The sequence below is a fragment of the Desulfurobacterium pacificum genome (assembly GCF_900182835.1).
Classification (GTDB): domain Bacteria; phylum Aquificota; class Aquificia; order Desulfurobacteriales; family Desulfurobacteriaceae; genus Desulfurobacterium_B; species Desulfurobacterium_B pacificum.
This window is the reverse complement of sequence record NZ_FXUB01000003.1, coordinates 161,125-177,321: the sequence shown is the minus strand read 5'-3', so window position 1 is coordinate 177,321 and position 16,197 is coordinate 161,125. Positions and strand designations below refer to the sequence as shown.

21 protein-coding genes are annotated in these 16,197 nt (G+C 40.6%); 7 read left to right on the top strand and 14 right to left on the bottom strand.

Features of this window, described 5'->3' with window-relative positions; translation table 11 throughout:
- Positions 1–11: 11 nt before the first annotated feature.
- From QOL23_RS06385 to QOL23_RS06360, 6 genes are read right to left on the bottom strand one after another with little or no spacing between them, the layout of a single operon-like run.
- Positions 12–551 carry a PilW family protein gene (locus QOL23_RS06385; RefSeq protein WP_283400754.1) on the bottom strand — a complete coding sequence of 180 codons (540 nt, stop codon included), beginning with the start codon at positions 549–551 and terminating at the stop codon, positions 12–14.
- Positions 551–934: a type IV pilus modification PilV family protein gene (locus QOL23_RS06380; RefSeq protein WP_283400753.1), complete on the bottom strand. Its 384-nt coding sequence runs from the start codon at positions 932–934 to the stop codon at positions 551–553. The genes QOL23_RS06385 and QOL23_RS06380 overlap by 1 nt, the downstream gene beginning before the upstream one ends.
- The gene (locus QOL23_RS06375; protein WP_283400752.1) at positions 934–1,377 is read right to left on the bottom strand and encodes a prepilin-type N-terminal cleavage/methylation domain-containing protein; all 444 of its coding nucleotides are present in this window, start codon (positions 1,375–1,377) and stop codon (positions 934–936) included. Before QOL23_RS06375 ends, QOL23_RS06380 begins: the two co-directional genes overlap by 1 nt.
- A gap of 5 nt (positions 1,378–1,382) precedes the next feature.
- The gene (locus tag QOL23_RS06370) at positions 1,383–1,631 is read right to left on the bottom strand and encodes a DUF4911 domain-containing protein (RefSeq protein WP_283400751.1); all 249 of its coding nucleotides are present in this window, start codon (positions 1,629–1,631) and stop codon (positions 1,383–1,385) included.
- Positions 1,621–2,364, bottom strand: coding sequence for a tRNA1(Val) (adenine(37)-N6)-methyltransferase (locus tag QOL23_RS06365; RefSeq protein ID WP_283400750.1), 744 nt, complete (start codon positions 2,362–2,364; stop codon positions 1,621–1,623). Before QOL23_RS06365 ends, QOL23_RS06370 begins: the two co-directional genes overlap by 11 nt.
- Entirely contained in the window at positions 2,365–2,676 is a 312-nt protein-coding gene (locus tag QOL23_RS06360; RefSeq protein WP_283400749.1) for a hypothetical protein, read from the bottom strand.
- Positions 2,677–2,840: 164 nt separating this feature from the next.
- Between QOL23_RS06360 and QOL23_RS06355 the strand changes: the two genes are divergently transcribed.
- The 3 genes from QOL23_RS06355 to proB all read left to right on the top strand — a co-directional run bounded on the left by QOL23_RS06355 (position 2,841) and on the right by proB (position 6,652).
- Positions 2,841–4,520 (top strand): hypothetical protein, encoded by a 1,680-nt coding sequence (locus QOL23_RS06355; RefSeq protein WP_283400748.1) that lies wholly within the window; start codon positions 2,841–2,843, stop codon positions 4,518–4,520.
- 70 nt (positions 4,521–4,590) lie between these two features.
- Positions 4,591–5,613 carry a GTPase ObgE gene (gene obgE / locus QOL23_RS06350; RefSeq protein WP_283400747.1) on the top strand — a complete coding sequence of 341 codons (1,023 nt, stop codon included), beginning with the start codon at positions 4,591–4,593 and terminating at the stop codon, positions 5,611–5,613.
- Positions 5,597–6,652 (top strand): glutamate 5-kinase, encoded by a 1,056-nt coding sequence (gene proB, locus QOL23_RS06345; RefSeq protein WP_283400746.1) that lies wholly within the window; start codon positions 5,597–5,599, stop codon positions 6,650–6,652. The genes obgE and proB overlap by 17 nt, the downstream gene beginning before the upstream one ends.
- Here the strand turns inward: proB and QOL23_RS06340 are convergent.
- Genes QOL23_RS06340 through QOL23_RS06330 form a run of 3 tightly spaced genes read right to left on the bottom strand, consistent with a single transcriptional unit; the run spans position 6,621 to position 8,551 of the window.
- A complete protein-coding gene (locus QOL23_RS06340; RefSeq protein ID WP_283400745.1) occupies positions 6,621–7,568 on the bottom strand; it encodes a hypothetical protein in 948 nt (315 codons plus the stop codon). The genes proB and QOL23_RS06340 overlap by 32 nt on opposite strands.
- Complete coding sequence (locus QOL23_RS06335) at positions 7,565–7,951, bottom strand: PaaI family thioesterase (protein WP_283400744.1); 387 nt, start codon at positions 7,949–7,951, stop codon at positions 7,565–7,567. The genes QOL23_RS06340 and QOL23_RS06335 overlap by 4 nt, the downstream gene beginning before the upstream one ends.
- 9 nt (positions 7,952–7,960) lie before the next feature.
- On the bottom strand, positions 7,961–8,551 hold the full coding sequence (locus QOL23_RS06330) for a hypothetical protein (RefSeq protein WP_283400743.1): 591 nt from the start codon (positions 8,549–8,551) through the stop codon (positions 7,961–7,963).
- 109 nt (positions 8,552–8,660) lie between these two features.
- On the opposite strand from QOL23_RS06330, the gene prfA reads away from it, so the two are divergent.
- Genes prfA through QOL23_RS06310 form a run of 4 tightly spaced genes read left to right on the top strand, consistent with a single transcriptional unit; the run spans position 8,661 to position 12,748 of the window.
- A complete protein-coding gene (gene prfA, locus QOL23_RS06325) occupies positions 8,661–9,749 on the top strand; it encodes a peptide chain release factor 1 (RefSeq protein WP_283400742.1) in 1,089 nt (362 codons plus the stop codon).
- Positions 9,750–9,780: 31 nt separating this feature from the next.
- Complete coding sequence (locus QOL23_RS06320) at positions 9,781–10,878, top strand: radical SAM/SPASM domain-containing protein (RefSeq protein ID WP_283400741.1); 1,098 nt, start codon at positions 9,781–9,783, stop codon at positions 10,876–10,878.
- Entirely contained in the window at positions 10,878–11,927 is a 1,050-nt protein-coding gene (hemE, locus tag QOL23_RS06315; RefSeq protein ID WP_283400740.1) for a uroporphyrinogen decarboxylase, read from the top strand. Before QOL23_RS06320 ends, hemE begins: the two co-directional genes overlap by 1 nt.
- Positions 11,924–12,748, top strand: a complete 825-nt coding sequence (locus QOL23_RS06310; protein WP_283400739.1) for a hypothetical protein — start codon at positions 11,924–11,926, stop codon at positions 12,746–12,748. The genes hemE and QOL23_RS06310 overlap by 4 nt, the downstream gene beginning before the upstream one ends.
- On the opposite strand, the gene QOL23_RS08490 is transcribed toward QOL23_RS06310, so the two are convergent.
- The 5 genes from QOL23_RS08490 to QOL23_RS06290 form a co-directional block, all read right to left on the bottom strand.
- Positions 12,661–12,957, bottom strand: a complete 297-nt coding sequence (locus tag QOL23_RS08490) for an ATP-binding protein (RefSeq protein WP_425604256.1) — start codon at positions 12,955–12,957, stop codon at positions 12,661–12,663. The two genes, QOL23_RS06310 and QOL23_RS08490, sit on opposite strands and share 88 nt — an antisense overlap.
- A gap of 126 nt (positions 12,958–13,083) precedes the next feature.
- Complete coding sequence (locus QOL23_RS06305) at positions 13,084–13,338, bottom strand: ferredoxin family protein (RefSeq protein WP_283400738.1); 255 nt, start codon at positions 13,336–13,338, stop codon at positions 13,084–13,086.
- Between the two features lie 114 nt (positions 13,339–13,452).
- Positions 13,453–14,817 carry a sigma-54-dependent transcriptional regulator gene (locus QOL23_RS06300; protein WP_283400737.1) on the bottom strand — a complete coding sequence of 455 codons (1,365 nt, stop codon included), beginning with the start codon at positions 14,815–14,817 and terminating at the stop codon, positions 13,453–13,455.
- Positions 14,817–15,797: a two-component system sensor histidine kinase NtrB gene (locus QOL23_RS06295; RefSeq protein ID WP_283400736.1), complete on the bottom strand. Its 981-nt coding sequence runs from the start codon at positions 15,795–15,797 to the stop codon at positions 14,817–14,819. Before QOL23_RS06295 ends, QOL23_RS06300 begins: the two co-directional genes overlap by 1 nt.
- Positions 15,794–16,195 carry a hypothetical protein gene (locus QOL23_RS06290; protein WP_283400735.1) on the bottom strand — a complete coding sequence of 134 codons (402 nt, stop codon included), beginning with the start codon at positions 16,193–16,195 and terminating at the stop codon, positions 15,794–15,796. The genes QOL23_RS06295 and QOL23_RS06290 overlap by 4 nt, the downstream gene beginning before the upstream one ends.
- Positions 16,196–16,197 lie beyond the last annotated feature (2 nt).

The following is a 16,197-nucleotide window of genomic DNA, read 5'->3' as shown; positions in this document are numbered from 1 at the left end:
TCTTATTGTGGTTAACGCCAATTTCTACAAATTACAATATCTCCTATTGAAAAGTATTTCCCATTTAGAGTTCCTTCAAGCTTATAATTAACAACATGCGATGTGGAATTAAAAGAAACATTAAAATCACTTACTTCAACAACTCCACTGTCAAACATAGGAATGAACAAACTACCATTCACCTTTCTTTCTAAGTTCCCATCAATCAACTTATATTGAACTACATAACTACAAGTAGAACTAGAAGAAAAGGTCGCATTTTCACAACCAGGTTTTTCATAATCTACATACCTAATAATTAGTATCCTATTAACATTATCCCAACTAACAGGAGGATAAACACTTGTATCATTTATTCCATATCCAGCTTTCAAGAGGTCGCTATCAATAACTTTAACAGCTTGAAAAACAGAAACACTTCCCCTGGAAAATGACAAAGTTCCTATATTATTAGTAAGTGCCTTAGAAAAAAAATATACTGCTCCTCCAATTATTAAAAGAGCAACAGCTATCGTCACTAAAAGTTCTATGAGTGAAAAAGCTTTTCTCATCACCAGTTTCCTTTCAAACGTTCAAGGTGAACAGTTGCATTATATGAACCATAACTAAACTCTACATTAACCTCTATCTTCTTTAAATCAGAACCATTGTCAGAAACAGAATAAGATACTTGCCTATCTCCTGCAAAACCATCACAACAGGAAGTTCCAGACGAACAGTTATAAGTTCCAGCTTGCAAGCAGGTATCCGTATAAGGGAGAGAAACCAAATAGTTAACCAATTTTTCTGCTTTATATAATGCTTGTTCCCTAAGAAGATTCAATTTAGAAAACTTGATTGCATAAATTAACGCAAGAGTTAAAGCAAGTACCGATATCATCATAATTACCATAGCCACTAACACCTCAATAACTGTAAAACCTCTTCTTCTCATTATCCCTTTTCCAAATAAATTCTACCGCTGATATTATCCATTACTATTTTAAAGGTGAAACCATACCCACTAACGTTAATAGTTCCATTATAATATGGCAAACCATTACGTTTAAAAACTTGATTAACTGAAGAAAAAGATAAACTTAAAGTAACATTAACGTTTTCCGGTATTTTCAACGCCACTACAGGAATAGAACTTCCCACAGGAGCATACACATTACAGTAACCATTTTCTATTCTAAACTCACTACTACCCTTTTGATACGCCAAAGACCTTGCATATTCTAATTCTGAATAAAGTTTTTCACTAAAAGTCCTTACTTTATAGTATGAAATCAATTTATAAACGCCAAAAGCAGATATTGAAGTTATAATAATTAAGACAATTAAAACTAACAACAATTCAATTAATGAAAATCCACCATTCCTACGTTTCAACATAAAAATTACTCCCGCCACCAATCATCACCAACCTCTTCAATTATCTTAAACTTTTTCACAAAACCACCATTTACAAGCCAATCAACAGCTTTCATTGCTTCATCATAAAAATCAGGTGCTATCCAGAGTTCAATCAAACCTTTCTTTCTATCTCTCGTTCTAACAGTAGCAATCTCGTGATACCACTCAAATATGGCGTTAATAAATGCAATATCTTTCACATCAACTTCACAGACTAAATTCCTACCCTTCAAAAAATCCCCCATACTTCTCTTCCACCTCTTTAGTATATACCCTTTTCTTACTGTCGCAATACACAACAAGTGGAGGCTCTACAACTAAACCCTTCCCGCTGTTCTTCCTACCTTCCAGCAAAAAGAGATTTGCACCACTTTCATAATCTGGCTGAATAAAACGAACTCTTTTAGGCTCTAACTTATAACTCCTCATCAAACATAAAACATCAACAAACCTCTGAACAGGTAAAAGAACGTAAAAACTTCCCTTATTCTTTAGCAAATAAGCAGCTGCAAAAACAAAATCCTCTAACCTTGCCTCTAACTCCTGCCTCGCAACAGCCCTATGGTAGTTGGAAGCCACATTACCTGTTCCAGCTTCTATAAAAGGAGGATTAGATACAACAACGTCAAAAATCCCACCCCTCACTTCTCTCCTGACATCCTTTACATTCAAAAGCCTCACATCCAATCTATCTTCAACGCCGTTAAGACGGGCATTTTCTTTTGTAAGTTCAACGTTCTCAGCCAAAACATCAATCGCCAACGCTTTAACGTCTTTATATTTCTTTAACAGAAGAATCGGTATAACCCCACATCCCGTTCCTAAATCGGCTATATACTCATTACCCTTCAAACGAACAAAATCGGCAAGCAGAAACGTATCAGTTCCAAATCTAAACCCATCCTTCTTCTGATAAAACCACATCTTTTCATTCAAAAAGCTTGATAAATCCCAATCTTCTCGCACCTATTTGCACAACCTCCCCTTAACAGACAAAACGTACCTCTTAATTTGTTCAACCCATCTCAAAAAGTCATCTGTATCATCAAAGTAATTGTTTCCAACGTCCTCAACAACGTGCTCAAACTGAGCAGGATTTTCCTTCAAAAACTTCTCAATCTCTTCAATCAAACTTTCTGCAGTTTCACAATCGGTAACAACTTCCCTTACAACGTCCCACTCCGACCTTCCTTCCTCAACTCCCATAGCAACGTCAGTAAGCAATCTGTAAAAGTTGGGAAAAGTCTCTTCAAAAAACTTTTCCTTTTCAAAATCCACAACAACCTCCTCATCAACCAAAACATCTAATTGAAAATAGGATTATACAGGACAAGCTCTTAAGAGTTAACCATCATTCTCTTGAAAATAAAAAAATTATTTTCCACATTGAAAAATCAAATAAAAAAGTTATTATTAAATCAGAACCTATCTCGGAGGAGAATATGAGAAATCTACGAACAAAACTGGCATTCAGTAGTTTATGTATCATCTTCCTGGCAAGTTGTGGCAGTGGTAACATCTCAAGCAACACATCAACAACAGCAAGCGGATCGATATACGATGCCTTCATAAAAGGACTAACAGTATGCCCGGAAGGCAGCTCCGTTACTTCCCCCCTATGCAATCAAACCAATGAACTGGGGAAATACACAATAAAAAATTACAGTGGAGGAAATCTTAACGTCTATCTAAACACAGAAAATGGACCGATATACCTGGGAACTATCCCTTCAAACAAAGTTAACAACAAAGTTATCAAACCTACAGACTTCATTTTTAACGGAACAGAAAATGAAACTATCGGTCTTGATCTGGCAATATATCTGGAAAATTTAGCTCAGACGTGCACAACAAACTCTTCCATAACAACGTGGGATTTTTCCTCCTTTAATTCCTCAGTATGTGCAAACTTCCTGCCTCCAGAGAAAAACTTTTACAGATTCTGGGAAAGGAACAGAGAGAAATTAGTTTATTGTCTTGATACTTCTCTCAGAGATAGCGAAAGTTTTGCAAACTGTATGGAAAGTAATTCAACTGTTGTAGATGAAACAAGGGTTAAATTCTACCGATTGAGAAAAAAGTTAGAACTGGAAAATAGTAATCCTGAGACTCTGATTGAATCATCCGAAAAACTTTCGTTTTTCAAAACCAGCAAAGAATTAAAAGGAAAAGCAGGAGATGACAATTACACTTTATCTTTAAAACCAATTGAGATAAGAGCCGACCAGATCATTGGTTCCTACACCGATAATTCTGGAAATGGGACATTTATTATCTCTTTCCCATTCATTTTTTCAGATATGGAACATTACAAAGTAATATCCCCTTATACTTCACCTACCATTACTTTCATAAATTACCCAATACTGGTTCTCCAGCCCAGTGGTGAAGAAGGTCTTAAAGCCATACTAATCCATACCATCAATGAAAAAGGATTTGCCGGTATCCTTATCGATAACCCTTTCTATTCAGAAAGTCCAGCTCTGGAAAGAGTTACCCTATCCATTGACGGTTCATCCATAACATACACAAAAGCCAGCGAAAATGACCTTCTGAACGTCTTAACGCTGATTGGCAGCGATAGTGATTACCATGACGGAATCACCTTCAGCGGTGGCAAAGTTTCATACTACACCGATGATGACATATTATTCAGCGGAAACGAAGGCGTCGCTCAGGATATTGTTCTGAGAATAGCCAATCATTCCATTTCCACAAGGGGACAGGGTGAAATTCAGGTAAATGACAGTAAGTATTATTCCAGCTATAGCAATGTAAATTTCACATATTATGATACTTATCCCACCGCTTATGGTTCCGGTTCTGCAAACTTCACCTTTACACCTGATATGACATTCCAGATTCCCTGTTCAAGTTACATGGCAGATGCAGGAATATGCAAAGCAGATAGTAACTTCATTCTATTCATTTCTGGAAGCGGATACTTCCAGATATCCTGCGATAACGAAACGATACAAAACCTACTTAACGAAATAAACAACAAAACTATTTACGGAATATGGGGAAGCCGCGACGCCTATGATAACCTGCGTCAGATGGTAGAGTCCGTCGTTAGTAAAGATGACTATTACGATGACGAACCAGAATTTATCGGGAAATAAAATTTATAGCCACAGTTACTTACCTTATAATTAAGGCAGATTCTTTTGCCCGACCATTAAGGAGGTAACTGTGGCAACTTTCATAGATAAAGCAAAAATCTTCGTTCAAGGCGGACGCGGCGGAAACGGCTGCGTAGCGTTCAGAAGGGAAAAGTTCGTTCCCAAAGGTGGTCCTGCCGGCGGAGACGGCGGAAAAGGCGGTGATGTCATATTAGAAGCCGACAGAAATGTCCACACCCTACTTGACTTTAAATACAAACGTCAATACAAAGCAGAAAGAGGAAGGCACGGAGAAGGAAGTAAGAAAACGGGAAGAAGCGGAAAGGACCTAATCATAAAAGTCCCGGTAGGAACTGTCGTCAAAGATGCAGAAACTGGCGAAGTTTTAGGAGATTTAACCGAACACGGACAAAAACTGGTAGTGGCAAAAGGTGGAAGAGGCGGAAGAGGCAACGCGGCGTTCGTAACGCCAACCCGCCAGGCGCCAGACTTCGCAGAACCGGGAGAGCCAGGCGAAGAAAGATGGATAGAACTTGAACTTAAACTTTTAGCAGACGTAGGACTTGTAGGATTTCCAAATGCCGGAAAATCCACCCTCCTCTCCCGCATCACCGCAGCCAAACCCGAAATCGCCGATTACCCCTTCACCACCTTACGCCCCATCTTAGGCGTTGCAAAGGCTGGAGACTACTCTTTCGTTGTTGCAGATATCCCCGGTCTTATAGAAGGTGCACACGCAGGCAAAGGTTTAGGACATGAATTCCTGAGGCACGTAGAAAGGACAAAACTGCTGCTCCATCTGATAGACCTGACAGACCCGACGAGAACGCCGGAAGAAGCCTTTGAAAAAATCAACGAAGAATTAAAACTCTACTCAGAAGAGCTCACCCAAAAGCCGCAAATAGTTGTAGGAACGAAAATTGACGCTCTTACCGATAGAAGCAAAATAGAAAAACTAAAGGAATACTTCAACAAAAAAGGTTATCCTTTCTTTGCCATTTCGGCAGTAACCGGCGAAGGACTTGACGAACTTATGTATTTCGTAGCTCAAAAGCTCAAGGAGTTAGAGAAAGAAGATGCTTCAGAAGGCTAAAAGAATAGTAATAAAGGTAGGCTCTCAGCTACTATCCGGCGAAAACGGACTCAACAGCGATTTTATTGAGAATCTGGCTAAACAGATAGCGAACGTATCAAACGCCGGAAAGGAAGTTGTCTTAGTAAGTTCAGGTGCCGTTTTAGCAGGCATAAAAGCCATTAAGCTCAACAGAAAGCCCTTTTCACTTCAGGAAAAGCAAGCACTTTCAGCAATTGGTCAACCTTACCTAATGGCAGAATATAGAAAAGCTTTCAAAAAACACGGCAGAGAAATCGCCCAGGTTCTACTAACGGCAGAAGATTTACGCTCAAAAGAACGTTTCATAAACGCAAAGAACACTTTAGACGCCCTCATGAAGTTTAAAACCATACCCATCGTTAACGAAAACGACACCGTTTCGGTAGAAGAGATAAAAATAGGAGACAACGACAACCTTTCAGCCCACGTTGCCGTTCTGTTTGAAGCAGACATTCTCATAATGTTAACGGTGACAAACGGTTTATACGACAAAGACCCCAACAAGCACAAAGACGCAAAACTCATACCTGTAGTTGAAGACCCGAAAGAGTTAGAAAGTTTTTGCGACTTTAAAGGAAAAACTACGTTTGGAACGGGAGGAATGTGGACTAAAGTTGAAGCCGCCGTCAAAGCCTCCCAGAAAGGAATCCCGGTAATAATAGCAGGCGGAAGGGAAGAAAACGTTATAGAACGAATCTTAAAAGGCGAAAGAATCGGCACGTTGTTCCTACCTGCAAAGAAACTAAAAGCGAAAAGCTACAGAATCCTATACTTGATGAAACCGAAAGGAAAAGTATTCATAGACGATGGAGCGGTAAAAGCCATTACAGAAAGTGGCAAAAGCCTCCTTTCAAAAGGCGTAAAAAAAGTGGAAGGTGACTTCAGAAAAGGCGATGCAGTGGAAATATTTGACCTTAACGGTAAACTGATAGGAAAGGGAATTGTCAGGTGTAACCCTGACCAGCTTTGCTCTTTTAAAAAAGCTTTCATCCACCGCGACGAGATGGTGATTTTGTAAGGTAAAAAACGATTTCTGCTAAAAAATCTAAAAACAGGAACAACCTTAAAAAGTTCTCCTTCGTCCCGAAATTCACCGCAACGCCGTGCTGTATCGCGTGCCTGTTAAGCGTTCCTTCCTTGTAATCAACAAACCTGACCCAATCAAAAAAATCCGGAATCTCATCTTTCCCCAAAAGCTTCTCAACAATTAACTTAACGGCATACTGAATGGTAACGAACTTCCTGTTTCTCTTCCTTATAAGACTTTCTAAATCCGCCTCAACAACGTTTTCCTTCAAAAAGGTATCCCAGATAACCCCTTCCGTTTGGGGAAACAAACCGTAAATGGCAAGCTCAAGGCAACCAAGTTCATAGGCTTTCAAAATATCTCTTAAAATCTTTTCTCTTCGCTTAAACGGCTTAAGTTCAAGCCACTTTTCAATTCGCAATGCAAGAAAAGAAAAATCCCCCCTCTCCATCACCCATTTACCAAAATCCTCACCGCTACCCTTAAACTCATTCACAACGTCTGAAGCGACTATCCAGCCTTTTAGGTAAAGCTGATAAACAATTTCTCTACCCTCTGCTTTTAGCAGATAACTAACAACCGCCCTATCAAGCGCTTCCTCAAATTCCTTTCGCCAGTTAGAGAGTTTCTCTTCCCATTCCTTCTCAACGTTAAGCCTGTATTTCGCCCTGAACGCTTTTCTCAAGGAAGCAAAGAGATTATCAGAGAGCTTAAAATACCTCTCTAACCCATTCTCTTTAACCAAAGAAAAGACAACTTTTTCTTGTTCTTCCTTAGATAGCTTCTTCAAAACTTTTCTGCTAAGCTCTCCGTCAGAAAGCAGTTCACACAGCTTAAAGAAAAACTCCCTCGCGCTCCCCTCTTTTTCAGCCTCTTTAAAAACCTTTTCGGTAACTTTAAATCTCATCTCTCCAAAACGTGAACAGGTAGAACAAAGCAGGTAAATTCTCCTTCAAAAACCGCTTCCCCGTCCCTTTCAACAACAACGTCAACAATCCTTTTCTTGCCTTCTTCTTTTACTACCTGCGCTTTTGCCAGCAAAATGTCACCTACCTTAACAGGTTTCAAGAACTTGACGTTAGCTGCCCCTAAAACAACGTTTGGATGGTTAACGGCAAGCATTGCAGCGTAATCTGCCTGCCCGAAAACAAAACCGCCGTGAACCAATCCCTTTTCATCGGCAGCCATTTCAGGAACGGTTTTCAGCTTAACCTCTGCTCTCCCCTCCTCCAACTTTACAGGTTCTCCGCACAAACGCTTGTCTATTTTCTCGTGAGTTTTTATTTCCAAATTAACCTCCTATTTACAGTTTTTCACACAAAACTTATAAGGAATCAACTTGCCACCGCAGGAAGTAAAGCAAGCATCGTAAATATCCTTGCAACCGCAATCAACGTTACATGACGCCTGCAGCCTTGCAAGTATCCTTTCAAAAGAAGGAGCTTCAGGTTTTACAGGCTTTTTCGGTTTTTCATCGTTTAAGTCTTCTAAAAGTTCTCTCAGTTCATCTCTCCTGTTACAGGCAACGTAATCTTTCGTTCTTCTGCAAACGGCATCAAAGTATCTATAATCCTTGTAAAGCTTTGTAAACTTATCGTTCCAGCTCAAAAGCTCATTCTGATAGTTTTTAATCTCCTTATTGTAAAGCTCCACCTGCTTAGAATACTCTCTTAACTGCTCTCTGTAAATTTGTTCTGCTTCTTTCCTGACCTTCTCAAGACACCTTTCTCTTCTCTCACTACACTTTTCAACGCAAGCGTTAAACTTTTTATCGCAAGTTTCAAGGCAAACTCTATTGTCTGCAGGCGGAACGTACTTATACTTAACGGCAAACTCAGGTCCTCCACAGGAAGCAAGAAAAACAAACGCAAAAACGAACAACTTTCTCACTATAAACCTCCTAAAAACTAACTAAACAGGATTATAGCAACATTCCCGCTTGTTAACAGATAAAATTTGACTATCTATATTGACAGAAAAATCCACCAAGGAGAAAAGGATGGAAAGAGGAATTGAACAACGTTTAGAAAAAATAGCAGAAAAATTCAAAGAAATAGAAGAAAATTTAGGAAAACCTGAAATAATTGCCGACCAGAAAAAGTTTCAGACCTTAGCCAAAGAACATAGCGAGCTTCAACCGATTTACGAAACGTACATGGAATATAAGAAAGCAAAAAAAGGGATAGAAGAAGCGATAGAAATCATAGAAAGCGGAGATGAAGAGTTAGCCGAATTAGCCAAAGAAGAAAAGAAAGAGTTAGAAGAAAAAGTAGAAAAGTTAGAAAACAAACTAAAAAAACTGCTAATACCCAAAGACCCCAACGATGAGAAGAACGTAATCCTTGAAATCAGGGCAGGTGCTGGAGGAGAAGAAGCAGCCCTTTTTGCTCAAGACCTTTTCAGAATGTACTCAAGGTACGCAGAAAAAAAAGGCTGGAAAGTAGAAATCCTTTCACTAAATGAAACAGGATTGGGCGGAATTAAAGAAGTTATAGCAATGATTTCCGGTAAGGGAGCGTATTCCCGTCTCAAATACGAATCGGGCGTTCACAGAGTTCAGAGAATTCCCGTAACAGAATCAGGCGGAAGAATTCACACTTCAACAGCAACAGTAGCAGTCTTACCAGAAGCTGAAGAAGTTGATATAAAAATAGATGAAAAGGATTTAAAGATAGACACATACCGCTCCTCCGGTGCCGGCGGACAGCACGTTAACACAACCGACTCTGCCGTAAGGATTACACACATACCAACAGGAATAGTTGTAACCTGCTCAAACGAACGCTCACAGATTCAAAACAGAATAAAAGCCATGAAAATCTTAAGGGCAAGGTTAAAAGAACTTTACGAAAAAGAACAGAAAGAGAAACTTGACTCTGCAAGGCGTTCTCAAGTGGGAACAGGAGACAGAAGCGAGAAAATAAGAACCTACAACTTCCCTGAAGGAAGGGTAACAGACCACCGAATAAAGCTCACGCTCTATAACCTGCAGGAATTCTTAGATGGAGAAATAGACGAAATGGTAGACGCCCTGATAGCAGCCGACCAGGAAAAGAAAGTAGAAGCTTTAGCAAAAGAAAGTTTATAATTTCGTTTATTTCTTAAAGAGGAGAAACATTATGGAAAAGAATGAATTTCTGCCCAAATGGATAGCCTGGGAGATAACGAGAAGGTGCAATTTAAACTGCATCCACTGCCGTTCCGCTTCAACGATGGAATCGGAACAGGGTGATTTTTCACTTGAAGATGGAAAAAAGTTGATGGATGACATAGAGAAAATCGCCAAACCAACAATCGTCCTGACAGGCGGCGAACCCCTTTTAAGAGACGATGTATGGGATTTAGCAGCCTACGGAACGGAAAAAGGCTTTAGAATGTGCATGGCAACAAACGGAACGTTAGTTGACGACGAAGTTTGCAAAGAGATGAAAAGAACCGGAATAAGAATGGTATCCCTTTCTCTTGATGGCTCAACACCCGAAATACACGATGATTTCAGGAAGCAACCCGGTGCGTTTGAAGGCGTAATGAACGCCATTGAACTCTTCAAAAAGTACGACATTCCGTTTCTTATAAACTCTTCTTTCACAAAGCGAAACGCCTTTGACATCCCCAACGTTTACAAAAAAGCAAGAGAGTTAGGAGCTAAAGCCTGGTATATGTTTATCGTTCTTCCCGTTGGAAGGGGAGAAGAAGCAAACGCAGAACTCTTAAATGCAGAAGAAGCAGAATACTGGCTAAACTGGCACTACGAGTTGGAAAAAGAGCTAATTCTGAAAGGCGACAATACAATCTTAGTCCGTCCAACGTGCGCCCCTCACTATTACAGAATCTTTAACCAGAACGCCAAAAGAGATGGACTTGACCTAAAAAGGCGCAACTTGGTATTCGGAACGGGCGGTGGTAAAGGTTGTGTAGCAGGGCAGTCCATCGCCTACATAGATTGCCACGGCTGGTTAAGACCCTGCAGCTACTTCCCGATATCCGATATAAACGTTTTTGACGTGCCATTCGATAAAGCGTGGTTTGAATCAAAAATCATGCAGGACATGAGAAAAATTGAAGAATACAAAGGAAGGTGCGGTGTTTGCGAATACGTTAAGATATGCAACGGTTGTAGAGTAAGGGCATACTGGGAATACGGTGATTATATGCAGGAAGACCCCATATGCAGATACGTTCCAATAAGAATGAAAAAACAGCAGGGAGAAGCGTAATGGATTTAAAAAACCACCCAATTCTAAAAGCTGCAAGAGGAGAAAAAACTGAATACACGCCTATATGGATAATGAGGCAGGCTGGAAGGTACTCAGAACGTTATAGAAAAATCAGAGAGAAAGCAGGAAGCTTTATGGATTTGTGCAAAAATCCTGAGTTAGCCGCCGAGGTAACGCTTATTCCGATAGATGAAATCGGCGTTGACGCTGCTATTCTCTTTTCCGATATCTTAGTTCCCGTCGAAAAGATGGGAATAAACGTTTCTTTCGTTGAAGGTAAAGGACCAGTTTTAGAACCAAAAGTAGAAACTGTAGAAGACGCTCAAAGACTAAAAATCCCCGAACCTGAAAAAGACCTACCCTACGTATTAGAAACCATTCAATTAATAAAAGAAAAGTTAACAGACAGACCGCTAATCGGTTTTTCCGGCGCGCCGTTCACCCTGGCAAGCTACATATTGGAAGGCGGAAGCTCAAAGAACTACATAGCTGCAAAATCAACCATGTGGAACGATGAGAAGCTATGGAATACTTTAATGACAAAGTTAACTCAAACAGTGATAGAGTACTTATCCGCTCAGATAAAAGCAGGCGTTGACTTAGTCCAGATTTTTGACTCATGGATAGGTGTGCTGTCCAGAGACGACTACGAAAGATATGTTTTTTCATATACGGAAAAAATCGTAAACGAACTAAAGAAAAGACACCCGGAGACGCCGATAATTCACTTTGGAGTAAACGCAGGACACCTGTTAGAGGTAAACAACAGGCTTAACGTTGATGTAATAGGGCTTGACTGGAAAACAGAAATAGACAAAGCTCTTCAGATAATTGATAAATCTATACAGGGCAACCTTGACCCGGTAATGCTGTTTGCCAGTGAGGAATTAATTGAAAAGCAGGTAAGAAAAATCCTCACCTCCGCCCAAAAGGCGCGCGGACATATCTTCAACTTAGGACACGGCATCCTGCCCCCAACAGACCCTAAAAAGGCTAAATTCTTAGTTGACACAGTCCACAAAATCAGCAGAGAACTAAGAGAACAATGAGTAAAAAAGAAAGGCTAATAATCACGCTCCTGCTCTTTGCAGGAGCTTTAATATCTTCCTACTTCGCCCTCCAAACGCTGATAAAGTACGAAATCCAGAACAAAGTAAACCACGCCTTAGACAAATTCCCCGGAAGCGTTTCCTACAAAAAAATCAATTACTCACTGATAAAGAACGAAATTACGATAGACGACCTTAAATTCTCCTACCAGAACTACTCGGCAGAGATAGGAAAAATTAAAATTGACCTACCTTTCAGCGTTTCCAAAATCCCCCCCTCACTCTCCGTATCTATAGCTGATGCAACTCTTTCCTCAAACCTCCCCTATATGAAAGAAATGCTCTCACTCACCGATTACCATAGAAACAAAGTAAAAATAAACGCTGCGATTATCTACCTGATATCAGGAAATAACGTTAATCTATCCCTATCTGCAGAAGGTAAAGACTTAGGAAGTATTAACTTGGGCGTTCAACTACAGGGGAACCTTTCTACACCATCGCGCCTAAAACTTAAAAAGTTAGAACTTACCTATAGAGACCAAGGATTAGTAAAAGGCTTTTTAAGAAAGCAAGCCGAATTAGCAGGGGAAGACGTAAGAACGTTCAAAAAGCAGCTCATATCTTCACTGCAGGGGAAACTACCGCCCTCAGTACTCATTCCCTTATCAAACTTTATAGAAGCTCCCCGTTGTCTCCACCTATCCTTAAACCCCAAACGACCAATAACGCTTCACGAAGCAGCGAACATGCTGAAAAGAAGCGCACCGCTTGAAGAAATTTCAAGTAAGCTCAATATAACGCTGTCTATATGCGATTGAGACTTTTTCCAGCGTCTGAACCGTTCTATCATCTCTTTAATGCTTATGGGCTTAGCCTCTATACCTTTTGCAGGGCAAACGTTAACGCAATGTCCACAACCGTTGCAGACCTCAGGTAACTCCGGAATTACGTTTCCCTCCTCATCAAGTCCTCTCGTTTCGCACATTTCAAGACACTTCTCGCAGTTCTCGCACAAATTCCTATCAATATTCTGAAGATAAGCAGGGGTGTAAAGTTTACCGCCAAAAGTAAGGTAAGCGTAGTTGCCGTTCTCATCGCAAAGGATATTCTCTTCTGAAAGCTCTACCTTCCCCGAACCGGAGCAGGAAACGCCTCAGGTAAAGGCATCTTCCGGGCAGACAAGCCTGCACATACCGTCGCCTATACAGGACTCCATATCAACGATGACAGCTACCAACTTACCGTTCTGCTCTTTAAGTTCAATGCAGTTCTGCGGACAGACCTTCACACACTCACCGCACCCTGTACACTTATCGGTATTGATTCCGGCAGGATAGTAAGGAATAAAAGGAGAACCGTCCTGACAGAGAATTAAACTTTTCTTTTCTGCGAAATCCCCTTCCTTCATAACACCTTCCATTTAAGCAAATTCAACTACTTCCTTATTAACAATTTTACAATATCTACAAGATTAGGCAATTAGCATTGATAAAAATCAATTATGGGAAGATAAGAAAAACTGTTACTTCCCTATCCCCAACTCTTTTATCTTCTTTCTCAAAGTGTTCCTATGAATACCTAAAACTTTCGCCGCTTTAACCTGATTGAAGTTACAGAACTTTAACACTTCCGAGATTAAAATCCTTTCAGCAGCTTTAACAACAAGGTCGTAAAGGTTGTTCTTCTCCTTTTGTTCAACGGTGAAGATATCAACGACAAAGTTACGTATCGCCTCTTCAAAAGAAGGAGAAGACGGCATAACGGCAGAAGGTTTCAGGTCGGAAACGTCTATAACGTCAACGGGAGAGACAACCATAGCTCTCAAAATCATATTTTCAAGTTCTCTTACGTTTCCCGGAAAATCGTAGTTAACAAGCCACTCTACCGCTTCTGGCGTAAGTTCCTTTACTGGAAGCTTGAACTCTCTGGCAAACTTCTTTATAAAGTGAAGGGCAAGGGGAATAATATCCTCCCTCCTTTCTCTCAACGGCGGGATTTCAACGTTAACAACGTTAAGCCTGAAAAACAAATCCTCTCTAAACTTACCCTTCTTTACCTCTTCTTCTAAATTGCGGTTCGTAGCAGCGACTATCCTGACGTCAACTTTTATGTTTTTGCTTCCCCCTACTCTTCTTATCTCCTTTTCCTGCAAAACCCTTAAAAGTTTTGCCTGGAGTTCTGGTGCAAGCTCTCCAATCTCGTCTAAAAACAGCGTTCCGCCGTCTGCCTGCTCAAAGAGTCCTTTCTTTGTGGAAGTAGCTCCCGTAAAAGCTCCTTTTTCATAACCGAACAGTTCTGCTTCCAGTAAGTTTGGAGGCAAAGCTGCGCAGTTAACGGCAATAAATGGCTTATCCTTTCTGTGGGAGTACCTGTGAATCGCTTTAGCAACAAGCTCTTTTCCCGTTCCGCTCTCTCCGGTTATTAAAACGGTTATATCGCTTTTGGCTACCCTACCTATAAGTTTGAAAACTTCCTGCATCTTTCTGCTTGTTCCAACTATCTCATCCTCTATGGGTTTTTCCTCCTCTACCTCTTGAGAAGGCACAGAGAGAACCTTTTTGAGAACCGTCTCTATATCCTCAAAGGAAAAAGGTTTCGTTATGTAATCAACAGCTCCCTTTTCCATAGCGGAAATGGTAAAGTCCATCGTTCCGTAAGCCGTAACGATAACGATTGGAACGTCTTTCACCTCATCCAAAATCTCTATACCGCTCTTTCCGGGCATCTTAACGTCAACAAACGCAAGGTCAACGTTTCCGGACTTTAAAATGGAAAGAGCTTCTTCACCGTTAGAAGCCTCAACTACTTCGTGTCCCTGAGAGGTAAGGAATTTTCTCAGAACAATCCTTATACTCTTCTCATCGTCTGCAACCAAAATCTTTGCCATCAATACCCCTTCATCGGCAGGTAGATTGTTACTTCCGTCCCTTTACCTTTCTCACTTTTCACTTTCACTTCGCCGCCGTGTTTTTTCACTATCTCCGAAGCGATAAACGTTCCCAAACCGCTTCCCTTCTCTTTGGTCGTAAAGAACGGAACGAAAAACTGCTTTAACTCCTGCTCATCCATACCGCAGCCTGTGTCCTTTAATCTTATAAAAATAAAGCCGGAAGGGTGAATGGCGTAGCCGGTTTCAACGGTAATCTTTTTAATCTCCGAAGTTTCTACAGCTTCAAGGGCGTTCTTAAAAAAGTTTATAAGAACCTGAGTTATCCTGTCGGGGTCAACAGAAATTTCAGGCAGGGAAGGGTCAAAAAGGTAAACTACTTCTATATCTTCCGTTTCTATACGCTCCCTGAAAAGGTTCACAACGTTCTGAATTATTTTGTGAACGTTGGTAGGTTCGTAGTTTAAGGAAGAAAAGTCAAAGCTTTTAACTACGTTGTTAAGGAGCCTTTCTATACGCTCTGTTTCTTCTATAAGAACGTTGAGTAGTTCTTCATCGTAACACTTTAGTTTTTGAAAGAGGCGAGCTGCTCCTTTAATGCCGCTGAGGGGATTCCTTATCTCGTGAGAAAGCCCTTTCAGAAAAAGGAGAATATCCTCGTCAAACGGATTTTCCGCAACGGGCTGAACGACAACGATTACTCCCTTTACTACGGAAGAAACGTAAAAAGGTGCAAAGTTCAGATAGTAATCGTCAGTTTTAAATCCTAAGATTTCAACTAAGTTTGAGTAAGACTCCTCTATCTTCTTTTTTATGTCTTCCTGATGTTTGAAAAAGGAATATAGCGGTTTACCCTGAAGGTACTTTATGGAACGGTTAACGAACGTTTCAAACTTTTGGTTGGCGTGGAGGATTTTCCCCTCCCCGTCGGTAATAACAACGGGGAAGGGTATAGAAAAGAGGATATCTTCCGCTCTCAAGTTATGGATAGTCCTCCTTTATCTCCGCCCCCTTTGGGGAACTCTTTAATCTTTGATAGGTCAATAGAACCAGGTGAAGGAAGTTCTATACCTGCAGCTGCTGCCTTAAACTGCTGGTGAAACTCTTTAAGTCTTGACTTATCAGTAACAGGAACAATTGCAGTAATCTGACTTTTGAGAATGTAAGCTTCTACAGGTTCGTTTGCAGTTGGGTCCATAGGCATAATTGTAGCCTGCGCCCCTTTTGTTGTAGGAACTAAAGCGAAAACGCCCGCATCTTTGAGCCTGATAAAGTCGGGAGTTATCTCTTCCACAACGCCGATTATACCCGAAGATGGTATAACGCTTTCTCCTCCTGCTGTTTGAACGAACACCAATTTACCTTTAAGAGATTCCATTT